The organism is Streptomyces sp. NPDC111656 (genome assembly GCF_055656965.1).
Genome location: NZ_JBVKCA010000045.1, coordinates 1 through 20326, shown reverse-complemented (window position 1 = coordinate 20326; position 20326 = coordinate 1). Strand labels below are relative to the sequence as shown.

The window sequence follows — 20326 nt, the reverse complement described above, 5'->3', positions numbered from 1 at the left end:
CTCAGGCCCGGCCGCGAGTCCAGGGCTTGTTCACCGCCATGCCATGTGCGAAGTTCCGCTCCCACAGCAGCGTGAATCCACAGGCCACCACGTGGTTAGTGAAGCTGGATCAGTTTGAGACGAAAGTCCAATAGCCGACGTCGGGCACCATCCCGATCTGTTTATTCAGCGCGATAATTGAGGCGTTGCGAGAATCATTATAGGTGCTCATCTGCTTTCCGCCCTGGGCACTCGCGAACTGGAAACTGGCCATCTTGAGAGCCCGTGCAATTCCTCTGCCGCGGCAACACTCGATGACTCCAGTGAATTGCGTTACCCAGGAGGATGAGCTGGTTCCGGCGTGGAGGACGGTCAAACCCACAGGCCTTCCCGAGATGTCTGCGACAATCACGACGTTATCTGTACCCAAATGTCGCAGCGCCTCAGAAAGTTTCAGCGGCCGATTGGTCGGCGTGGGCATACCTTTCAGTGCGCTGATAAGCAAGGGTTCGAGCAGTTCGCGTTCCTGGTCGAAGGAGCCGATTCTCGTCGTCACATTTGCGCGTTGTGCCGTCCGGAGTGCGAGGTCCTCTACGCCAGGCGCGCGGGTCAGGTCCCAAGACCAACCTAGGTTGTGCGATGCAAGAGTCATGCCGTGCCGCTCCGCGAACCGGCGGCCGACAGCGGCGTCATCACGAAGTTTGAGGCTGTAAAGGAATGTGGGGTGTTCGCTCAGGTGCTCACGAATTCTCCGAGCAATGGCAGTGCCCACCCCGATCCCACGCTCTGCGCCATCAACGGCCAGTCGCACCGCGATCGCGCCCTCGACATCGACCTTGCCGTCAATCACCCCGATGCCCAGAAGCTCACTTTCTCGTACAGCAGCGTAGCTGCGTGCACCTGACGCGCTCACCACCTGGTCCATGGCGCGAGCTAGGCGTGATGGCCCGAATCGGGTCAGTAGATCTGCCGCTTGAGGGATTTCGCTTGACTCGATCTCGCGGAGGCGAAATTGCTTCTCGGGGCGACGTGGCGCTGCGGAGGGTGCATCAGGCATATGTTCACCAAACCGGTACTAGATGCGCAGAACGGAAGCGAATCCTGCGCGGACTTTTATAACGCAAGGTCTATGGCGGGTCGATCAGCCCTGGTATTACAGGAAGATGCTGTGAGGGTCACCGGCCGCCGCTAATCCAGGAATCTTCGCAGTCCGCAAGGAAGTCGCCGTCGTCGGCCCATCTCGCTCAGCTCTGCGCCGCTCGGCCGGACCCGCGTCACCAGGTGACGGGCAGGCTCGTGACGCCATGCACCACTGTGCCGACTTTGTACTGGAGTTGTTCCGCGGGGACAGCCAGGCGTAGATCGGCGAAGCGGTTCAAAAGTGCGGGCAGTGCGATCTCCAGTTCCAGCCGGGCCAGCGGCGCTCCAACGCAGCGATGGATGCCGTGCCCGAACGCCAGGTGGCCCTGTCGGGGTCGGGTGATATCGAGGCGGTCGGGGTTGGGGACGAGCGCGGGGTCGTGGTTGGCCGCTGGGAGCGAGACCAGCAGCAACTCCCCTTTCGTGACGCGCTGCCCGCCCACTACGGTGTCGCGTGTCGCCCGCCGGGGTGGACTGATCTGCACGATGGCCAAGTAGCGCAACAATTCCTCTATCGCGCCCGGGGCGGCCTCAGGCTGCTCGCGGAACAGCGCCAGCTGGGCGGGGTGGGTCAGCAGGGCGAGCACCGACGACGCGATCATGTCGGCGGTCGTCTCGTGCCCGGCTTGGATCAGCGTCGCCGCGACGGCGGTCAGTGTCTTGAGCGTGAGGGCGTCGTTCCGTTCCCGGACCAGCGCGCCCAACAGATCGTCGCCGGGCTCACGGATGGCCTGCCGGGCGCGTTCGGCGACGTACTGGTTGAGTGCCGCGTTACCGGCCGCGCGTTCCTCTTCGGCGATGGTGAAGTCGAATCCGGTGTTGATGTACCTCTGGAACTCGGCCCGGTCCCCGAGCGGGATGCCGAGCAGCTCGCAGATCACCTGACTGGGGATCGGCCAGGAGTAGGCCGGAACCAGGTCGGCGCCGGGGCCTTGGTCGGCCATCGCGTCGAGGTGCTGATCGACGAGCTCGGTGATGCGCGGACGCAGCGACTCGACGGCCTGGGTAGTGAAGTGCGGCGTGAGCAACCGTCGGAGCACGGTGTGGTCCGGCGGGTCCATGAAGAGTAGGGCGCCCGGCAGATCGAACCGGTCGGGATCGTCGGCCCGGAATATCGGCACTGAGTCGCCGGTGGTGAACAGATCGGCGTCGCCGAGCACTGTCCGCACGTCGTCGGCGCGGCTGACCAGCCAGCACGGCTGCCCGAAGACCGTGGTGCTTCGGATCAGGCCTGAAGCATTGCGGGTTTGACCGAGCGTGGCGTCCGGGAGCAGCCCGTCGCGGCGCAGGAACACAGGTGTCTCAGTGCCGGGAGTGTCCGCCGTCCAACCGGGATCCCGGCCGGTGAAGGCAACGAAACGCTCCAGTGCGGGGGCGTCGGCGCTTACCGCGATCTCCGGACCGAAAGGCATGCCGGGGCCGCGATATTCTGGCTGGACGATGCCCCGGAGCACGGTCAGCGCGTGTTCGCAGATCTCCGCGGCCGGCTCCCAAGGCTGGCCGGTGGCCCGGGCGAGGTCCCAGCCGTGGCCGATCATCTCGACCATCAGCATGCCGATGACCACGTCGTACGGGTAGGTGCCCCCGAGCAGTGGCACCTTCACGTCTGTGGCCGGCTCGCCGCCCTCGAGCGTCACGGTGAGCTGGTGGATCGCGGGCGCGGGATCGTCGGGCCCGGCGTAAGCGGATGGGTCAGGGCGCTCGTCGCCGAGGGGGTCATTGAGGGCTGCGTCGAAGTAGCCCAACCAGCCGAGCAGGTGCCGGCGCAGTGACGTCACGTCGAAGTCATCGCACGGCGTCGATAGCTTGTCCTGCTCCGGAGTGACGGTGGAGAGCAGGTGAGCCAGGTCTTCGATCACGGTCAAGATCACGGGATCTCCTCGTTGATAGGCGTATCTCTAGAGTATAGACACCTATCAGAGGATGCCCGCCATCGGGGCTTAAGGTCATTGGGTGATGGCACAGGAACCAGGCCGCCGAGCTGAGTATGCGGCGACGACCCGCCAGGCGATCCTGCTGGCGGCCCGGGAGCTGTTCATCGAGCAGGGCTATTTCGACACCCGGGTCGAACACATCGCGCGCGCGGCCCGGGTCGCAGTGCCCACCGTCGATGCGGCGGCAGGTGGCAAGGCAGGCTTGCTCCGCACCCTCATCGAGGACGCGGTGCGCGCAGCGGAGGCGGGCGGCAGCCACGAGCGCATCGCGGCGCAACGCAACCCCGACGCGCTGCTCCGCATGATCGTCGACGGCACCCGCAGCGAGTTCCAGAAGTCGTCACCGCTCATCCGCCAGGCGACCGCCGCCGCACCGATGGATGCTGGCGTACGCGAAAGCCTGGGCGTGGCGCTGGCTAGCCTGCGCCGTGGGCTGGACGCGGTCGCGAACCGTCTCCAAGAGCTGAGCGCGTTACGCCCCGGAATGACCGCGGAGGAGGCCGCGAATATCCTTTGGTACTTTCTTGGCGACGCGTCCTACCTCACGTTGACCAGCGACTGCCACTGGCCCCTCGACCGCTCCGCGGACTGGCTTTACGCGTGCTTGACATCAGCCCTGATGGGCGACCCCTAACGAGTTGGTGCGTGATAGCGGGTGAGGTGTTGTGCCTGGCCGGTGGCATGATCCGTCTGTGGCGATCATGGTCAATCGGGCGGTGCTGGCGCGTCGGCTGTTCACGGGGATCTCTCGGCGTCATCTCGCGTGCCTGGTCGAGGAGTTGGCGGTGCCGTGGGAGGCCGGGGTCGAGGGGCGGCGTCATGCTGCGCGAGGTGGGGCCAGGAAGCGGGCTGCGGGAGCCGGCGCCCGTCACCAGTTGGTGTTCGTCGACCGGCTGGTGGCCACGCTGATCCATCTGCGTCACGACCTGCCGCATTCGGTGCTGGGGCTGCTGTTCGGCGTCGACCGCTCCACCATCACGCGCGCGATCTCAGAAGTACGCACACTCCTGGCCGAGCGGGGGTGCGCGGTCCCCGACCGGCCCGGCCTGCGACTGCGGACACTGACGGACGTGTTCGCCTACGCCCAGGCCGAAGGCATCGAGCTGCGCCTGGACGCCACCGAGTTCCAGGTCCGCCGGCCACCGGCCGGACGTGGCGGCCGGCGCGCGTTTGTCTCGGGCAAGAAAAAGCAGAACACGATGAAGGCCACCGTCATCGCCGACTGGCGGGGCCGCACCTTATGGACCGATGCCCTGCGACCTGGTCGTATGCACGAGGCCACGGCCGCCCGCAACGAGGGCATCGCCGTGTGCTTCCAGCACTTCCCCGACGTCGAGGTCCTCCTGGACGACGGCTACCTGGGCTTGAGCCGCGACCACCGCGGGCAAGCGATCACACCGCCAAGAAAACCGCGGCCTGGAGCACTGCCCGGCAGAGCCGAACAGTGGGAACGTGACCGCCACGGGCACTCATCCGACCGCATCACCGTCGAACACGCCCTCGCTGACCACAAGCGCTGGAAGCAACTGATGCGCTGGACCCACCGACGCGACCGCCTGCCCGACACCTACCGCGCCATCGCCAGCCTTGTCTCCGACCGCACCATCACCGCCTGACAACAGGCCACGACCAGGCCAAACACGGCCCACCCGCTATCACGCACCAACTCGTAAGAGTGTGTCTCAGTTGGCTGTTCGGCGGTGTTTGGTGAGCTTCTTGAAGCATGTGAGGGCTGCGGCCAATGCGAGGAACCCACCGAAGTGACTGGCGTTCCGTTCGTATCGGATCGTCAGGCGTCGGTACCCGAACGTCCAGGCAATGGTCCGCTCGATCACCCACCGATGCCTCCCCAGTTTCTGACGACCGTGTCCGGGTCGTCGCCGTAGGGGCGCTCGTGCTCGGCCGGGAAGTCGGCAATGCGCATCACCTGGTTCGCTGTCAGGACGAAACAGCGCCCCTCCTGCGCGATGTGACGCATTGTGGCGTGGTGGCCGTCGCGTCCATCGGCGGTCGGCGCGCAGTACAGCTCGATGCCCTGGTGGTACATCGCCATCCGGGCGGCCGGCATTAGGTTCTCCCAGCAGATGACGGCGCCCAGCCGGCCTAGCGCGGTGTCGTAGACATTGGGCCTCCGCCAACTTGAAGTCACAGGTCAAAAGGCTGGTGTGATCGGTGCTCAGGGTGCTCACGCTGGTCATGGGCGGCTGTCTTCGCAGTAGGTCGTCCGACAGCGGTTGATCTCGAGGTTGGTCAGGACGAGCAGGGCGCGCAGGAGGTGGGTGGCGTGGGCGGGGTCGGTTCGGAGCTTGGTGAGGGTCCGCCAGTTCTTGAGGTGGGCGAAGCCGTGCTCGACCGGTGCGCGTCCGACGGCGAGGATGCGGTTGGCTTCCTTCTGGCCGGGGGTGAGTTTGCGGGCGCGGGTGGCGGCGAAGCCTGTGATGATCAAGGGGGCGAGTACGTCGTTGTCCAGGCCGCGGAAGCCGAGGTCCGCGAGGGCGCCGAGGCCGGCGGCGCGCAGGTGGGCCAGGACGTGGTCGTGGCGGGCGGCGGTGATGTCATGGGTGCGGCCGGGCAGGGCGGCGGATATCCAGATCAGACGACCGTTTTCGTCGGTCAGAGCGAGGAAGTGCAGGCCGTGACGGCGGTGTTTGCCGGAATGATTCCGACGGTTGGCCCTTCCCGTGCGGCGCTGGGTGGGAATGAAGGTGCCGTCGATCAGGACTACCATCCCCGCCCCGCACGGCAACCTTCTTCAAGGCGACATGCGCCGAACCTGAGTGCCGGGCTCACAAAGACCCAGTCGAGTGTCGCGGGTGTGGCCGGGAGGTCCTCAACGATGAGCGCCGCCCCGGCGCGGATCTCGTCGTGAAGCTCTGCGCGGATGTGACTGAGGTCGGTGACGAAGCGATCCACCCGGGCGCAGGGCGAAGCGACGAATAACCGCTGGTGGTGGTTGTTGTGTTGTTGAGCTGCTGTGGCGGGTGTCAGTGGCGTGGTCGGGTTCTGTGCTGTCATGGGTGCTGTGTGTGCTGTCTTTGTGTTGTCTCAGGCGGAGGGCACCCGGGCGTACGCGATGTTGCCCAGTGCCGGGGGAAGGCTGCCTGCTGCCATGAGTGATGCTTCCTCGGTCAGGATCTCCCGGAATCGGTCACGGTCTTTGGAGACCGCGGCGCGGTACTGGGGGAGGACCTGGAAGACTGGATCGAGTTCGTCCATGAAGTCTCGGCTGTGGGGATGGTGTATGCCGCTTCGACGCGTTCTGAGCGTGCGTCAACGCATCCGGCGTCGGTGAGTGCCTGCTCGAGTTCCGGGCGTTGCAGGTATTCGGTCAGCGGGGCCGCGAACGTCCCCACTTCGGGGTCGTCCATCCGGTTAATCGTCCTGGCCACGGGGTGGAAGAACGGGGCTCCCATGGGATCCGCCCAGTTCATCACGCTGACCAGGCCGCCCGGCCGTACCACCCGGATCATCTCGCTGAGTGCCTTCGCCATTCCGGGTCCGAAATACACCACCCCGAGTACGGAGAACGCCGCGTCGAACGTGTCGTCTCCGTAGTGCAGGTCCAGCGCGTCCATCACCTCGGCGGCAGATCCGGGGTACGGCCTCAGCCGCTCGGCCGCGCGCGATCATCTGTGAGGACGTGTCGATGGCCCACACGCCGTATCCACGCTCGGCGGCGGGGACGGCCAGGGCTCCCATGCCCGCGCACACGTCCAACACGGCTGCGCCGGCAGGCAGTGCCGCCCCATCGAGTGCTGCGCGTGAGAACCCGCCCGAGCAGGGGTCGCACCATCGCTCGTAGGCGGAGAGCGTCGTGTCGAAGTGGTTCCCGGTCGTCTTGGTCATTACTTCCCGTCCTTCGTTGTGGCAGGTGTCGGTGAGGTCCTCTTCAGGGGCCATCGGCAGCAAGCACACCAGCTTCCGGCGGGGCCGCCCATCCTCCAGCGGCCCGCATCCATACGAATGCGTACGGGAGCGGTCCAGGGCCGTGCCATAAGCTCCGGTGGATGGATGTGCTCAGTGCGGTAATCAGCAGTGTCCGCATCGGCCGTGCCGAGGCCTGCTCGATCAAGGGGTCAGGCTCGTGGGGCTGGCGATACCCCCCGCTCGTCGGCAGCGGCTTCCACACCGTCCTGCGGGGCAGTGCCTGGCTGATCACAGCCGACGGCCAGCCCCTCGAACTGAAACCGGGCGACGTCGTCTTCACACCGTCCGGCGCTACACACGGACTCAGCCACGCGCCGTCGTCACTTCAGGACCTGCCCCCCGCTGTCATGAGCGACGGCCTCTCGAACCCCGGCCCATGCGACGTCGAGCTGCTCTGCGGCGCATACTGGCTCGACCACGGACAGGTACACCCCTACCTCCGGTCACTCCCCGAAGTCATCACGGTATCGCCCGACTACGACCACAATCCGCATCTGCGGTTGCTGGCAGACCTGCTCGGTGCGGACTTGTCCGACACCGGCCCGGGTACCGAGACGACCCGGCCAGCCCTGCTTGACCTCATGCTGACCCACGTTCTGAGGCAATGGCTGGAACGGAACCGGATGGCCGATTGGCCGGAGACCGCCGATCCGGCGATTGCCGCTGTGCTCCGCGAGATCCATGCCAGCCCACACCGGTCATGGACCGTACAGTCACTCAGGGAGACCGCAGGAATGTCGCGGACGGCGTTCGCCAAACGCTTCAACGCGCTTCTGGGCCAGCCACCGATGTCCTACCTGACTAACTGGCGCCTTACCTACGCAGCCCGACTGCTCCGCGAAACCGACGCACCCCTGGCGACGATTGCCCGTCGGGTGGGCTACTCGACGGAATTCGCATTCGGGGGCAGTTTCCGCCGCGAGTACGGCATCGCACCTGGCCGTTTCCGTGCTCTCGAGCGAGGCGGGCGCACTGCGGGCTGACCAAGTAGGTCTTCGGTGAGTCGTCGCATGTGCGGCCGGGCGTGCGCTGAGACTCGGCTCGGTCTCAGCGCAATCACGCCATGCTTCTTCCTGCGCCAAGTGGCTGCTGCGAGGCGAAGCGGCTGCTCCTTGGCGGGGTGGACATCGTGGTGTAAGGCCGGGTGAACGAGGTCGGAGAGCGTGCGCCTGAGAGCGCGGATTGCTTCGGTGCTTGTGTCGCCGACCTCGCATCGGCGCTGCCGGTGGGCGCGAGTGGCCTGGGCCGGCACCTCAGCGGGTGTTGCCGGTTGGTGTGTTGGAGGTGTCGGATTGTTGGTTGTGTGGTGTGGGGGCTGGGTGGTGCTGCCCCAGCCCCCAGTGCTTCGTGCCGGCGTCGGATCCGGTGGCGTTTTTGTGGGTGTGGCCGGCCGTGGGGCTGTGTCAGCGGTCGCCGGTCACGGGATCAGCAGCAGTTTTCCGGTGGTCCTGCGCGATTCGATGTCCGCGTGGGCCCTGGCTGCCTCGGCCAGCGGGTAGCGGGCACTGATCCGGACGACCAGGTCGCCCTTCTCGACGAGAGCGAACAGTTCGGCTGTGCGTGCCGTGAGTTCCTGGGGCGTGCGGATGTAGTCCTCGGTCACGCCGTATGTGATGCGGGTGCTGCGGGGGATGTCGTTCATGGCGATGGTCGGCACATCCCCGATCAGCGGCCCGTAGAACACCAGTGTGCCGTGCGTGCGCAGTACTTTCAGTGATGCGGCGAACGTGGTCGCGCCCGCACCGTCGAACACCGCGTGCACGCCCTTGCCGCCGGTCAGTTCCTGTACCGGCTCGACGAACGCGTCACCGCTGGAGACCAGAACGTGATCGGCGCCGGCGCTGGCGGCGAGTTCGACCTTCTCGGGCCGCGACACCAGGCCGATCACGGTGCCGCCGCGGGACTTGATGACCTGGGTGAGCAGCATCCCGACCCCGCCCGCGGCCGCATGCACGACCGTGATGTCCCCGGGCTGCACCGGGTGGGACACGGTGGCGAAGTGCTGCGCGGTCAGGCCCTGCAGGAGCACGGCCGCGGCGGTCTCGTCGTCGATGGTGTCGGGCACCGCGACGACACCACTCGCCGGGAGCACGATCTGCTCGGCGTAACTGTTGAAGATGGTGATCGTCAGCCATGCGACACGGTCACCCGGGGCGAACTCATGGACGCCCTCGCCCGTCTCCACCACCACGCCGACGCCTTCCGCGCCCGGCACCTCGGTCAGGGCCTGCCGGCGGATGGCGGTGTCGAAGAAGTTCACACCCGCCACGCGGACGTCCACCAGGACTTCTCCCGGGCCCGGACGAGGTGCCGGCCGCTCGCGCAGCTGCAGCACCTCCGGTCCCCCCGCTTCGTTGATAACAATTGCCTTCATGCGGGCGAAGGTACGGTCCAAAAAATGTACCTGCAAGTACAATCTGATCCGTGGCCACCAGGAAAGGCACCGCGACCCGCCTGCGCATCATCGAAGCCGCCGCAGCCGAGATCCGCGAGCGCGGCACCAACGTCACCACCCTCGACGACGTATGCCGGCGCAGCGACACCGGCAAGGGGCAAATGTTCCATTATTTCCCCGAAGGCCGGGAACAGCTTCTGCTCGCGGTCGCCGAACTTGAAGCCCAGCGCGTGTTCGACGACCAGGAGCCGTATCTGAGCGAACTCACCTCACGCGCAGCCTGGGAGGCGTGGCGCGACCTCATCGTCGAGCGTTACTGCGACCAAGGACTCCACTGCCCGCTTGGAGTGCTGATCGCCGATGTAGGCCGGTACAGCCCCGCCGCACAGGCCGTCTCGGCACAACTCGTGCGCCGGTGGCAGGACTGCGTCCGAGCTGGCATCGAAGCCACACAGGCGGTCGGCGAGGCCAACCCAGCCCTCGACGCCAACCGCACAGCCGCAGCCGTGATCGCAGCCATCCAAGGCGGTGTCACCGTCCTGCTCTCCACCGGCTCAGCAGAACACCTCGAGGCCGGACTGAACCTCTGCCTCGACCACCTGCTGTCGTGATCACCAGCAGTTGGACGACCACGTCCCCGACCGGAAACCCCGAAACCGCTGTCGGCGACGGGAAAAGTGGCTCTTCCAAGATTTCCGTGAAGCCGGTCATGCTTCCGTGCGCCAGTGACGCTCCGTCATGGATGGCGGGATGCTCGATCAGTGTGAGGAGTTACTGAAGGCGGTGTTTCCGCACCTCGGTGGGGTGCGGGTGGAGCAAGCGGTGGCAGAGGGCGGTCTGTTACGGATCGTGGCGAGTACGGCATCGACGATCTCGGCGTCGTGCCCAGGCTGTGGGGTTCTGTCGAGACGTCGGCACAGCGGCTACGAGCGCCAACTCGCCGACGACGCAGTCGGCGGCCGGCGAGTGTCCATCACGCTGACCATCCGGCGCCTGTTCTGCGACAACCCGGGCTGCGCGAGGGTGACGTTCGCCGAGCAGGTTCATGGGTTGACCGTGCGTTACGGTCGGCGGACTCTGCAGCTCACGGGCCTGTTGGGCGCGATCGTGGTGGTGGGCTTCGCGCGCCTCGCCGGTGAACGCCTGGCGGCCCGGCTGCCGGATCCGGTCCGCGACACCACTCTGCTGAGCCTGGCCACGGCTCTGGACGATCCGTACGCCGCAACGCCCCGGGGCCTGGGGGTCGATGAATTCGCCACCCGCAAGGGCCACAAGTACGGCACCGTGCTGGTCGACTGCGAGACCCATGCCCCCATCGACCTGCTGCCCGACCGGGAGCTGGCGACGTTCGCCGCCTGGCTGACCGACCACCCCGGAGTGGAGATCATCTGTCGCGACCGCGGCGGCGCCTTCGCGGACGGCGCCCGCGCGGGCGCCCTGAGGCTGCTATGGCCGACGCAGCGTCCACCACACCGGCCGGATCCGCCCAGTCGGCACATGGCGGCGGATCTCTTCCTGGTACAGCCGCAGCCACACCAGCGCGTCCGTCGATGCAGGAACCTGCTGCGGACTCCGCGTGCCCTTGCGCACGACGGTCACCAACTGCTGTCCGAAGTCGACGTCCTGCCAGCGCACCCCCAGCAGCCCGCGCCCCGGTCGAGACCCACAAGGCCACGATCGCCCGGTCCCGGTGCGAGCCCAGTTTCGCGAACAGCACGTCGAACCACTCGTCCGGAATCACCCGCGGTACCCGGCGGGGCACCCGCGGACGGTAGCGGCCCATCCTCTCGTTCCGCCATGGCTCCAGTGGATGGCGATGGGCATGAGCACGCTGCCGCCCCCGCTCGGCCGGCCACCAGTGGGAACGGGATTGGCCAACGGCTCTGTGCCGCACTCCAGATGGAAGTCGTAGAACGCGCGCAGCACCGTCTCCGAATGAACCACGGTGCCTGGCGCGTACCCGCTCCCTGGCGCTCGTTTCCCCGTGATCGGGTTCACCGGACGCTCTCCTCCAGACCCAGCACGGTCTGGCCGTCGCTTCGCTGTGTGCTGGAACCAGATGCTGAAGTCCCGGGCGTCCGCCCGGCCGGCCCGGTCCCACTCCACCTCGACGGCCCGCAGGTCGGAACCACCTCAGCAGATCCATCCCGTACGACCGAGCCGTACTGACTGCTCGGCCCGAGGCCAACACCTCACTCAGATACGCCCGCGCCGACACCACCTGATGGCCACTGGCGTCGATCAGCGTGTATGTCTCCCAGACGTCACCCGTCTCCACCAACCGACCGGCCCTCGGCACCACGAGCTTCTGCAGGTTGCGGACCGCCCCTTGTTCGTTCGCAGCGCGTACAACGGCACCCGGAATCAAGGGTCACCTGACCTGCCCAAACTTCTCCGTTAGTGCAGTCAACGGGTCGACCTCCTGGCCGTCGGGGAGGACCACGATGATGGGTGGCGGCTCCGGCTCGGGTGGCGTGTCCGCCACGGCCATGCCGCCTCCTGGCCCTCGCCGTCCTCACGTTCGAGGGCGTGCTTGAGCTGGGAGCGGGCATCGAGCCGTTCGGGTCCGGCGACGTCGTTCCAGAAGGCGTGCGTGATCGCGGCGGACCAGCCCGGCGAGTCCGGGTACGCGCGGGAGGTGGCGAGCCAGTAGCCCTCAGGGCGCTGCCAGGCCTCCATCGGTTCGACGGAGTAGGGCAGCCGCGTGTACAGGGCGGTGAGGTCGGCCCGCACCTGGGTGAGTTCCTGCTGCGCTGCGATGAGGTCGCCGGGGTAGTCGTACGTTGTCGCCACGGCCCCAACAGTAGTTCGACCCGGCGGCCGCGCTGCTCGTACGACGCGGCAGCACTGCGCGCCCGCCAGCTTCTGCCGATGACAGCTCAGGGCTGGTCGGGCGGGGCGTCCTGCAAGTACCAGCTTGGGCGGCCATGCACTCCTTCGTCCACTCCATCAGCAGGTGTGAGCCCTCCTTGACGCGGCTCTCGTCATGGCCGCCGTCGTTGGCGAACCACTGCACGAGTAGGCCGGCCCCCGGACGGTGCAGGTCGCCGGTGTCGCACACCGGGCACAGCTCCAGGTGGATCGGCCGCCCGTGTTCGTCGTCCTGCGGCGCTACCCCGGGCGTTCGTCATGTCATGCCTTTGCGGGGGTCAGGTGTGGCGGAGCGCGTCCAGATGGTCATGGGCGGGGGAACGGCTGCGCTCCGTGTAGCGCTCGGCGAAATCAGTCAGGGCATGCCGCAGGACCGCCGGGGTGCCGGGAACGGCGAGGGCGCTGTCGGCCGCGGCAAAGCAGGCGCGGGCGGCCTTGGCGAGGTCCTGGTCGTCGAGGCCGGTGCGGGCCGCCCGCAGCCAGACGTCGTGGGAGGGGACGGGCCGCTGCGAGTCCCGGCAGAGTGGCTCGGTTGCCGCGTAGGCGGCATCGGCCGCCACCGTGTCGTTCAGGAGCGTCGCGGCCAGCACAGTCGGCACGACCCAGTCGTCGCCGTTCTGCGCGTCGGTCATCCGCAACTCCAGCCAGCCGCGCGGTCTGACCGGCGGGAATAGAGTGCTGAGGTGGTAGTCCAGGTCGGCCAGGGTCGGCGGCCGCAGCTCGGGTACGCCCCGCAGCCAGGCGCGGAAGGTCAAGCCGGAGGGCGCGGACCAGTCCCCGTTGAGGTCGCCCGGTATGCACATCACCTGCGCGTCGAGCGCATAGCGGGTCCAGGCCACACGTGGGTCGGAGTGGTAGAAGGGCGGGCGGGTACGACCGGCATCCATCCGGAACCAGACGTCCTGCCGGCTGGACAGCCACCCCGTGGGCCACCCGTCCTGTATCGGGGAGTTGGCGAAGGCGGCGACGAGCACGGGACCGATACGGTGGGCGAGTTCCCAGCGGGAGCGGTAGCCGCCGATGCCGCGGGAGTCCTCGCCGCAGTCCAGGTTGATCTGTACGGATGCGGTGCGGCGCATCATGTCGCGGCCCCAGGGGCCCTCGCGGTCGAAGAAGCTCTCCATGGCCCGGTAGCGGGGGTGGTCGAGCACGCGAGGCGGTTCACGATAGGGGTCGAGGCCCCGGCCGACGAGTGCCAGATCAGCCTGCTCGACTGTCGTGCGCAGTACGGCGAGATCCGCGGCCATCATCTCGACGCACGCGCCGAGCGAGAGGGCTGGCGGGGAACTCAGCTCCAGCTGGCCGCCCGGCTCACGGGTGAGTCTGCTGCCCCCGGGCAGGGCGCCTGTCACCTCGATCGGCGTGAGGGCGGCGTCCAGCCGGTCGGCGGATATCGGCAGCAGAGGGTTGTGGTGGTCCTGGACCAGCCACTCCGTCTCCACACCAATCCGCTCAGGGGGGCCGGTCTTGCAACACACGCCGAGCACATACGCTTCCGCCTCTTCCAGGGTCAGTTCGGTCATTTCTGTCCTCCTCTCGCACAATCTGGTGCGGGTCAGGTGGGTGTCGGGCTGGGCGCAGGGGTGGAGCGGCGTGTCGAGGGGGAAACCGCTCCACCCCCGCGCGGGGCCGTCAGTTGGAGACGGCCTCGGAGGTGATCTCAACGTGCTCGGGGTAGAAGGCGACGCGGCCGGCGATCGCCCCCCACGGCCTCGAACGGCTCCTCGTGGAACCACACCGCGTCCGCGATCTTCTTCTCGGGGGTGACGAGGCTGTAGTAGGACGCCTCGCCCTTGTACGGGCAGTAGGTGTGGGAGTCCGTCCGCTCCACAAGTGCCTGGTCGACGTCGACCAGGGGGATGTAATGAACGGCCGGATAACCGGCCTCGGTCAGCGTGACGGCAGAGGTCGTCTCGGCGACGACCTTCCCACCGTCCCGAGTGACTACCCGGATCAGACTGGAGTTCTCGACGACCGCAATGGGGTGGTCCGGCCCAGGGATCCTCTTCTCACGGGACATCAACGTTCTCCTTCATTTTTGAACTGCAGGAAAATTTGGGTCACAGGTTGCCCCGACGGCTGTGCCTCTCGGATGTAGTACCGGATGCAAGTGGAGGGGCCCTGCCCAAGGACTTTCCGCCCTGCCGGACCTCTTACGGGTTAATGGCCCGCTGGCTGCGGCCGACGTCGTCGGGTAGATCCGTGACCAGCGCCGCCCCCCAGTGCTCGGGCACCACCCCCGCAAGCGGCACATCTGCTGCGGCAGACCACCGCACCGGTCAGCTTCATGCCCTCGCTTCGGGTCCGGCCGACCAGCGCTCGCGCCGGACCCTCGCCGGGGGCGGCGAGGGTCCGCACCATGTACTGCAGAACAAAGTTCGGCGATGGCCGTTGTGGAAACTAATCGGCCTGAGCTTGGGCCGCAGGGCAGACCTCGGATCGGCGGTTCTTCACGTTGCCGTATGCGGCCGCCTGCCAGTGAGCCAAGGGCGCGTATCAATCTCGTCGTCCGTCTTCGTACTTGGTCACCGGTGGTGTCGCACGAGTCGTGACGCTAGCCGGGCCTCGCTAGGATTTGGCAGGGATAGATTTTTCTAACACCGTTAGGTACTACCTCAGATCTTGTGACTGGTGATCGGTGCTGGCCGTTGTCCGGTCATGCTGATGGATTTGGGGGTGGAGCACGTTGAGGGTTGGGCAGAGGAACTGGCTGCCCTGACGGGCGGGTTGGGGCATCTGTTCGCCCGGCCGGAGCCGCGGGAGGCGTTCGCCGATCTGATCGAGGGGCTGCTGTCTGACCTGGGCCGGAAGAACGGCTGGACGATGGCAGGGCGGGCCGGGCATGCCACCCCGCACCGGATCCAGAAGTTTCTGGGCGAGGCGTCCTGGAGCGCGGACGGGCTGCTGGCCGAGGTGCAGGCTTACGCGGCACGGGAGTTGGGGGATCCGAGCGCGATGCTGGTGCTGGACGACACCCAGGTGATCAAGAAGGGTGACAAGTCCGTCGGGGTCGGCCACCAGCACTGACCCTGTTGGCGAATTCGTCAGGCCATCACGAGCAGCGCTTCGAGGCGTGACGCCCGGGTTCGTGCCAAGGGCGTGTCGGTGAGCCAGGCGTCGACGCGGAGCAGGTTGAGGGCAGCAGCGGAGAAGATCTGCTGGAGCTGGACTTTGGCCAGGCCGTGGTAGCGGGCGTGTCGAATGTTGGGGCCCGGACGGCCTGCGAGATCGTTCCCTCCACCCCGGCGCGCCGGCCGTAGCTCGCCTTCCAGGCGGTCGTGCCCTGTTCGTGTCGGTGACGTTGCAGGGTCTCGTGCTCAGCTTGCGGACGTAAGACCAGGTCACGTGGCTCACTCGCCCTCCGTGTGCACTTGCCGCGCACGGGGCATGGCGCGCAGTCCTGGTCGGAGAACCGGATCCGTATGACGGGGTGGCCGCGGCTGTCGAGCTGCTCGCGCCACTGCTGGGCTACTGCACCCCGGGGGCAGATTGCGGTCTGGGCCTGCCAGTCGACGGCGAAGGCGGCGAGGTCGAAGCCTTCATTGGCCTTGGCCTGCCAGCTGGTGTCTGGTGGCATCGGACCGACCAGGCGGACCCCACGGTCATGGGCCGCGTCGAGGAGGGTGGCCGCAGCCATATAGCCGGTGTCGACCAGGTGCTCGTCGGGCAGCAGATCCCGCTGGTCGAGGCGGTCGTGGATCGACGCGATCATATTCCGGTCGCTTTGGGAGGCGTCGGTGGTGTCCACGTCGGTGACCAGGTGGGGCAGGTCGGGGCCGCAGTGCTCAGTGAGGTGGCACTTGTAGCCGGTCCACCTCGTGGTCCTCTTGATCGCGTATCGGCACTCGACGTCGTAGGGGGAAGCGATCCGCTCCTGCGAGGAGGGCAGTTCTTCGGTTGCCCGCCAGCGCGGGGAGTTGGCAGCAAGGTCGTACTGCTGCGGCCACACCGCGCGCAGGACCTGCACCGTCTCGAGTTGCTCCAGCACGGCAGGGGCGTCGTCGGCGTCCACCCGGGTCAAGATCACCGCACCGTCGGCCCCCACTGCTGTCGCGAAGGCCAGTCACTCGGCCTCGGTCTGGGGAAGCCGGTAGTTTCTCCACCCGATGCCCGTAGCGGTCGGCCCACCCGGGAGGCATCCAGCCACCGAGCCAGCGCGGGGCGGCGATGGCCAGGGCGTTCAGTGCGGCGCGCACGGTCTCGCCGACCAGCTCCAGTCGGTTCAACACACGTACCGAGCCAAGCACATAGGTGGAGTCGGTGCGGGCCGCTCCGCGGCTACCGAGGAGCTTGTGGTCCTGGCACACGTTCAAGAGCCGGTCGAATACCCGGCGCTCGGCCTTGCCGGCGATGAGCCGGGCGCGGAACTCGCACAGCACCGAGAAGTCGAAGCCGCGGTCAGTCAGTTCCAGGCTGAGGGCGTATTTCCATCCGATCCGCTCCCGAACGGCGGTCGCGGCCTGGCGGTCGGACAGTCCCTCAACGAACTGCAGCACGCACACCAGTGCCAGCTGCCCCGGCGAGAGGGCCGACCGTCCGCGTCGCGGCAACAGATCCGCGAAGTCGTCGTCGCGGAAGACCGGCCCCAGGGCGTCGCGCAGGCGCATGCCCAGGCAGCCGTCCGGAAAGGCAGCCCGTGCGACCTGCGCAGTCAAGTTCGGTACCGGAAGGGGCTCGTGGGCACGCAGGGACATCGCCGTCACCTCATGGACGTCGTCCCCGCGACTGGTGGCCTCCATTATCGCGCCACCAAGGCGCTGCCCGCGGTGGCCTGACGAATTCGCCAACAGGGTCAGCACTGCGGGACGACCGGTGACGTCCGCAACTGCCAAGTCATGGTGATGCTCACCTATGCCGCCGCGAGTGGACACACCTTCTAAGACCGGCGTCTGTACCTGCCGCAGTCCTGGACCGGCGATCGTGAGCGGTGCCGGGCGGCCGGAGTCCCCGACGAGGTCGCCTTCGCCACCAAGCCGCAGCTGGGCATCGCCATGCTGCAGGGCGCGGTGGCCGGTGGGCTGCCGTTCTCCTGGGTGGTTGCCGACGCGGACTACGGCAAGGACCCCGCTCTGAGGTCCTGGCTGCCGGGCAGAGGATCCGCAACGTGCTCGCGGTGCCGCTCACGCTGCCGGTTCAGGGCCCGCCGGGCAAGCCGTACCTGCCGAAGGCCGCGGCGGCCGGTGACCTGCTGCACTACGCCACGGTGCGCGAGCAGTGGGAACGCCGCAGCCAGGGCGAGGGCTCCAAGGGACAGAGTGCCTACGACTGGACCTGGTTCGAGGCCACCTTGCCCGGACAGATACCGGCCGACGGCTTCGCGCGTGCTGGTTATGCACCACTGAGTCCGGCACCGCGCGCCCCCACCGACGCCCGGGCAATGGCCCGGGACCGCCGCCGGGCCAGGCATACGTCGGGGCCGGTGTCGGCGACCGCCGCCCTCAGGGCATCCGCGCGGCGGTCAGGAGATCAGTTCGGCCCACTCGGCCTGCCCCCATGGCCGTGGTCAGCCCCTGAGCAAGCCGCGCCGCGACGATCGCCTTCAGCAACCCGACCGCGTCACCGGTGGCCGACTGGTCGCATTCGTCGTCGGCCACCACCGCGCGAGCGCGTCCAGCGACACGATCTGCGACGCCGGATAGCAGCGACCGACCGAGGGTCGACTTGCCCGATCTGGACGCCCCGATCAGCAGCACCGGGGCCGGCTCGTCCAGGCCCGGCATCGGGCGGTCGCCGACCCCGTGCTGAGCCGTCTCGCCTGTCGTCACCGGCGCGCTCACCTCTTGGGTCATCGGTCCGGTCACGTTCGCCTGGCCCGCCGTGACGCTATCGCAGCGCGAGCCGGACCAACCGAGTTATCAACAACCCGAAAGGGGATGGTGATGCTCGTCCACAGCCCAGAGAATGGATGAGCTCGGTCGGCCCGGACCCCTATGAAGGACCGCTGCAGTGCTCGGATCGGTAACTCGCCGAGCACCGCCCGGCCCGCTTCACCATGGTGAAGCGACGGCCACGTACGTCACCTCATTCGGGTACCCGAGCGTAGGCCACGTTGAAGACCAGCTCCGGGCGCGGGACGCGGCCGGTCTCGATCCGGCGGGTCCGGTCGATCATCGCGGTTTCCAGGGTGGCTCGCTGGGCAGCGGTCAACGAACGGAACGGCGGCAGCTTGACGTAGAACGAGGAGAACTCCCAGAAGACGTCGTCCGCCGCGGGGAAGAGATAGTCGGCCGTGGACGGCTTGACGCGTACGTCGAGGAATCCCGCTCGGGTGACGGCGGCGGCCAGCTCGTGCGCGTCGACGTAGTCCACGGGAACGTCCAGCGGGGGCTCGGCCGACTCGAAGAGCACCCGCATGATCGGGGACATGGACGACTGGGCCCAATGCACGATCGCGACCGTGCCGCCCGGGCGCACCACCCGGCGCAGTTCTGCGAGCGCGGCCGGGACGGCGTCTCTCAGGTACATCACGGTGAACACGGAGAACGCCGCATCGAAGGCGTCGTCCGGGTAGGTCATCGCGGTGACGTCCATCAGCTCGGCGGTGCTGCCCGGGAACGGCGCCAGACGCCCGGTAACGTACGTAGTGAGGATCGGCGCGGTGTCGATCGCATTCACCCGGTACCCGCGCTGGGCGGCGGCCTCGGCCAGCGGGCCGGTGCCGGTGCCCACGTCCAGCACCCGGGCGCCCGGCGGGAGCGCGCACTCGTCCAGCAGTTGGTTCGCGATGATGGTTGTCGTCGGTTCAACCCACTGCACGGTGGCCGGCAGGCTGATGTCGAAAACGTTCACACTGTTGTTCATGCCGGTAACTCAACTAGCGGCCGGGCGGTCGGGACATGCTCCGCCGGGACCGATGCATACGCGCTCGGACTATCGTGGGCGTCATGGATCTGCTCGCGGAAGTGATCGCCAATGTCCGGGTTGGGCGCGCCGAGTCGTGCATGATCCGTCGGACGGGGGCGTGGGGCATGCGTTATCCGGCGTTCGACGTCAGCGGATTCCACATTCTGACGAAGGGCAGCGGCTGGTTGATAACGGCCGGAGGCGAGCCTCACGCCCTGACCGAGGGTGACGTCGTGCTCAATCCATCCGGGGTCGAGCACGGGCTCAGCCACGCCTCGGCGAGCATCGAGCATCTGCCTGCGGCGCACCTGGGCGCCGACCAGCCGGACGGTGATCCGGTCGAGGCCGAGTTTCTCTGCGGTGCGTACTGGCTCGACCATGGCTCGCTGCCGCAGTACCTGCGGGCGCTGGCGGGGATCGCCGTAGTGTCAACGGACGGTCCGCATCTGCGATCGCTGGTCGGCCTGCTCACGGCCGAGGTGTCCGACCCCCGGCCGGGTTCCGGCGCGACCCGCCCGGCGCTGATCGAGTTGATCCTCACGTACGCGCTGCGTGACGAGCTAGCAAAGCAGCACGACCCCCGCCTGCCGCTGGTCGGTGACCCGGTGATCGCCGCCGCGCTGGCCGAGCTGCACCGCCGGCCGGACCGGCCGTGGACCGTGCACGAGCTCAGCGCGGCCGTGGGCACGCCGCGACGGGCGCTCACCCAGCGGTTCGTCGCGGCGGTCGGCCAACCGCCGATGGCGTACCTGACGGATTGGCGGCTGGCCTGCGGTGCCCGCCTCCTGCGGGAGACGACGGCGCCGCTGGCGGCGATCGCCCGCCAGATCGGCTACTCCACGGAGTTCGCGTTCGGCGGAGCCTTCCGCCGCAAATACGGCATTGCGCCGGGCCGCTTCCGGAGCGCCACACTCAGCGACGCGACTCAGTGAGCCTTTTCAGCGTTGCTGCTCCAGGGTGAGAACCGCTGCTGCGATTGACGTCATTCGGTTCGGGCTGCACCGGGACTTGCGGAAGATCCGCCACGACTTCAGCCGTGTGACACCGCGCTCGACCGGTGCCCGTGCCGGGGACAGCGCGCGGTTGACGGTCTGTTGGGTGGGGTGAGCCCGCGGCCCGGCGGGCGTCTGAGGGGTGTCGTTACCCACGGGCCGGCTCCCATGTAGGCACGGTCGGCGAGGATCGGGACGCCCTGGCGTTCGCAGATCCGGATGATCCGGTGGGTGCGGGCCGCTGT

Annotated in this window: 21 protein-coding genes and 5 pseudogenes; 8 read left to right on the top strand and 18 right to left on the bottom strand. The window is 67.7% G+C overall.

The window, feature by feature from the left end; genetic code table 11:
• Positions 1–109: 109 nt before the first annotated feature.
• Together ACZ7M3_RS51425 and ACZ7M3_RS51420 are read right to left on the bottom strand one after the other, a co-directional pair.
• A complete protein-coding gene (locus ACZ7M3_RS51425; protein WP_472073544.1) occupies positions 110–904 on the bottom strand; it encodes a GNAT family N-acetyltransferase in 795 nt (264 codons plus the stop codon).
• A 349-nt stretch (positions 905–1253) separates the two neighbouring features.
• Complete coding sequence (locus tag ACZ7M3_RS51420) at positions 1254–2990, bottom strand: cytochrome P450 (RefSeq protein WP_472073542.1); 1737 nt, start codon at positions 2988–2990, stop codon at positions 1254–1256.
• Positions 2991–3075: 85 nt separating this feature from the next.
• Between ACZ7M3_RS51420 and ACZ7M3_RS51415 the strand changes: the two genes are divergently transcribed.
• Both ACZ7M3_RS51415 and ACZ7M3_RS51410 read left to right on the top strand, forming a co-directional pair.
• Positions 3076–3687, top strand: coding sequence for a TetR/AcrR family transcriptional regulator (locus ACZ7M3_RS51415; RefSeq protein WP_472073566.1), 612 nt, complete (start codon positions 3076–3078; stop codon positions 3685–3687).
• 67 nt (positions 3688–3754) lie between these two features.
• Entirely contained in the window at positions 3755–4669 is a 915-nt protein-coding gene (locus ACZ7M3_RS51410) for a transposase (protein WP_472073564.1), read from the top strand.
• Between the two features lie 66 nt (positions 4670–4735).
• Here ACZ7M3_RS51410 and ACZ7M3_RS51405 read toward each other — a convergent pair whose 3' ends face one another.
• The 5 genes and pseudogenes from ACZ7M3_RS51405 to ACZ7M3_RS51385 form a co-directional block, all read right to left on the bottom strand.
• Complete coding sequence (locus ACZ7M3_RS51405) at positions 4736–5005, bottom strand: transposase (protein WP_472073562.1); 270 nt, start codon at positions 5003–5005, stop codon at positions 4736–4738.
• A pseudogene (locus ACZ7M3_RS51400) lies at positions 4984–5202 on the bottom strand (nitrilase-related carbon-nitrogen hydrolase); the annotation flags it as partial. The gene ACZ7M3_RS51405 and the pseudogene ACZ7M3_RS51400, both read right to left, overlap by 22 nt.
• Before the next feature lie 45 nt (positions 5203–5247).
• Positions 5248–5781 (bottom strand): transposase family protein, encoded by a 534-nt coding sequence (locus ACZ7M3_RS51395; protein WP_472073540.1) that lies wholly within the window; start codon positions 5779–5781, stop codon positions 5248–5250.
• On the bottom strand, positions 5775–6068 hold the full coding sequence (locus tag ACZ7M3_RS51390; protein ID WP_472073538.1) for a hypothetical protein: 294 nt from the start codon (positions 6066–6068) through the stop codon (positions 5775–5777). The genes ACZ7M3_RS51395 and ACZ7M3_RS51390 overlap by 7 nt, the downstream gene beginning before the upstream one ends.
• A 113-nt stretch (positions 6069–6181) precedes the next feature.
• Entirely contained in the window at positions 6182–6661 is a 480-nt protein-coding gene (locus ACZ7M3_RS51385; protein ID WP_472073560.1) for a class I SAM-dependent methyltransferase, read from the bottom strand.
• A 399-nt stretch (positions 6662–7060) separates the two neighbouring features.
• On the opposite strand from ACZ7M3_RS51385, the gene ACZ7M3_RS51380 reads away from it, so the two are divergent.
• Complete coding sequence (locus ACZ7M3_RS51380) at positions 7061–7963, top strand: AraC family transcriptional regulator (RefSeq protein WP_472073536.1); 903 nt, start codon at positions 7061–7063, stop codon at positions 7961–7963.
• A gap of 434 nt (positions 7964–8397) precedes the next feature.
• Here the strand turns inward: ACZ7M3_RS51380 and ACZ7M3_RS51375 are convergent, their stop codons facing one another.
• Positions 8398–9354 carry a quinone oxidoreductase family protein gene (locus tag ACZ7M3_RS51375; RefSeq protein WP_472073534.1) on the bottom strand — a complete coding sequence of 319 codons (957 nt, stop codon included), beginning with the start codon at positions 9352–9354 and terminating at the stop codon, positions 8398–8400.
• A gap of 50 nt (positions 9355–9404) precedes the next feature.
• Here ACZ7M3_RS51375 and ACZ7M3_RS51370 point away from each other — a divergent pair, with 50 nt between their 5' ends.
• Both ACZ7M3_RS51370 and ACZ7M3_RS51365 read left to right on the top strand, forming a co-directional pair.
• Positions 9405–9986, top strand: coding sequence for a TetR/AcrR family transcriptional regulator (locus ACZ7M3_RS51370; protein WP_472073532.1), 582 nt, complete (start codon positions 9405–9407; stop codon positions 9984–9986).
• 127 nt (positions 9987–10113) lie between these two features.
• Positions 10114–10785, top strand: a pseudogene (locus tag ACZ7M3_RS51365) (transposase family protein); the annotation flags it as partial.
• A 36-nt stretch (positions 10786–10821) separates the two neighbouring features.
• Here ACZ7M3_RS51365 and ACZ7M3_RS51360 read toward each other — a convergent pair.
• The 5 genes and pseudogenes from ACZ7M3_RS51360 to ACZ7M3_RS51340 all read right to left on the bottom strand — a co-directional run bounded on the left by ACZ7M3_RS51360 (position 10822) and on the right by ACZ7M3_RS51340 (position 14266).
• Entirely contained in the window at positions 10822–11010 is a 189-nt protein-coding gene (locus tag ACZ7M3_RS51360) for a hypothetical protein (protein ID WP_472073568.1), read from the bottom strand.
• Between the two features lie 855 nt (positions 11011–11865).
• Positions 11866–12135: pseudogene (locus ACZ7M3_RS51355) on the bottom strand (nucleic acid-binding protein); the annotation flags it as partial.
• A complete protein-coding gene (locus ACZ7M3_RS51350) occupies positions 12032–12436 on the bottom strand; it encodes a DUF6300 family protein (protein ID WP_472073530.1) in 405 nt (134 codons plus the stop codon). The pseudogene ACZ7M3_RS51355 and the gene ACZ7M3_RS51350, both read right to left, overlap by 104 nt.
• Positions 12437–12524: 88 nt before the next feature.
• Positions 12525–13769, bottom strand: a complete 1245-nt coding sequence (egtA, locus tag ACZ7M3_RS51345) for an ergothioneine biosynthesis glutamate--cysteine ligase EgtA (RefSeq protein ID WP_472073528.1) — start codon at positions 13767–13769, stop codon at positions 12525–12527.
• A gap of 137 nt (positions 13770–13906) precedes the next feature.
• Positions 13907–14266, bottom strand: a complete 360-nt coding sequence (locus tag ACZ7M3_RS51340) for a DUF427 domain-containing protein (protein ID WP_472073527.1) — start codon at positions 14264–14266, stop codon at positions 13907–13909.
• A 656-nt stretch (positions 14267–14922) separates the two neighbouring features.
• On the opposite strand from ACZ7M3_RS51340, the gene ACZ7M3_RS51335 reads away from it, so the two are divergent.
• On the top strand, positions 14923–15273 hold the full coding sequence (locus tag ACZ7M3_RS51335; RefSeq protein ID WP_472073525.1) for a transposase: 351 nt from the start codon (positions 14923–14925) through the stop codon (positions 15271–15273).
• Positions 15274–15298: 25 nt separating this feature from the next.
• Here the strand turns inward: ACZ7M3_RS51335 and ACZ7M3_RS51330 are convergent, their stop codons facing one another.
• The gene (locus ACZ7M3_RS51330) at positions 15299–16258 is read right to left on the bottom strand and encodes a transposase (RefSeq protein ID WP_472073523.1); all 960 of its coding nucleotides are present in this window, start codon (positions 16256–16258) and stop codon (positions 15299–15301) included.
• A gap of 403 nt (positions 16259–16661) precedes the next feature.
• A pseudogene (locus ACZ7M3_RS51325) lies at positions 16662–16853 on the bottom strand (transposase); the annotation flags it as partial.
• A gap of 282 nt (positions 16854–17135) precedes the next feature.
• On the opposite strand from ACZ7M3_RS51325, the gene ACZ7M3_RS51320 reads away from it, so the two are divergent.
• Entirely contained in the window at positions 17136–17588 is a 453-nt protein-coding gene (locus ACZ7M3_RS51320) for a transposase (RefSeq protein ID WP_472073558.1), read from the top strand.
• Between the two features lie 96 nt (positions 17589–17684).
• Here the strand turns inward: ACZ7M3_RS51320 and ACZ7M3_RS51315 are convergent, their stop codons facing one another.
• Both ACZ7M3_RS51315 and ACZ7M3_RS51310 read right to left on the bottom strand, forming a co-directional pair.
• Positions 17685–18035, bottom strand: a complete 351-nt coding sequence (locus ACZ7M3_RS51315; protein ID WP_472073522.1) for a hypothetical protein — start codon at positions 18033–18035, stop codon at positions 17685–17687.
• 232 nt (positions 18036–18267) lie between these two features.
• The gene (locus tag ACZ7M3_RS51310) at positions 18268–19047 is read right to left on the bottom strand and encodes a class I SAM-dependent methyltransferase (RefSeq protein WP_450764337.1); all 780 of its coding nucleotides are present in this window, start codon (positions 19045–19047) and stop codon (positions 18268–18270) included.
• Between the two features lie 83 nt (positions 19048–19130).
• Between ACZ7M3_RS51310 and ACZ7M3_RS51305 the strand changes: the two genes are divergently transcribed.
• A complete protein-coding gene (locus ACZ7M3_RS51305) occupies positions 19131–20021 on the top strand; it encodes an AraC family transcriptional regulator (RefSeq protein WP_472073520.1) in 891 nt (296 codons plus the stop codon).
• 6 nt (positions 20022–20027) lie between these two features.
• Here ACZ7M3_RS51305 and ACZ7M3_RS51300 read toward each other — a convergent pair.
• A pseudogene (locus ACZ7M3_RS51300) lies at positions 20028–20326 on the bottom strand (transposase family protein); the annotation flags it as partial.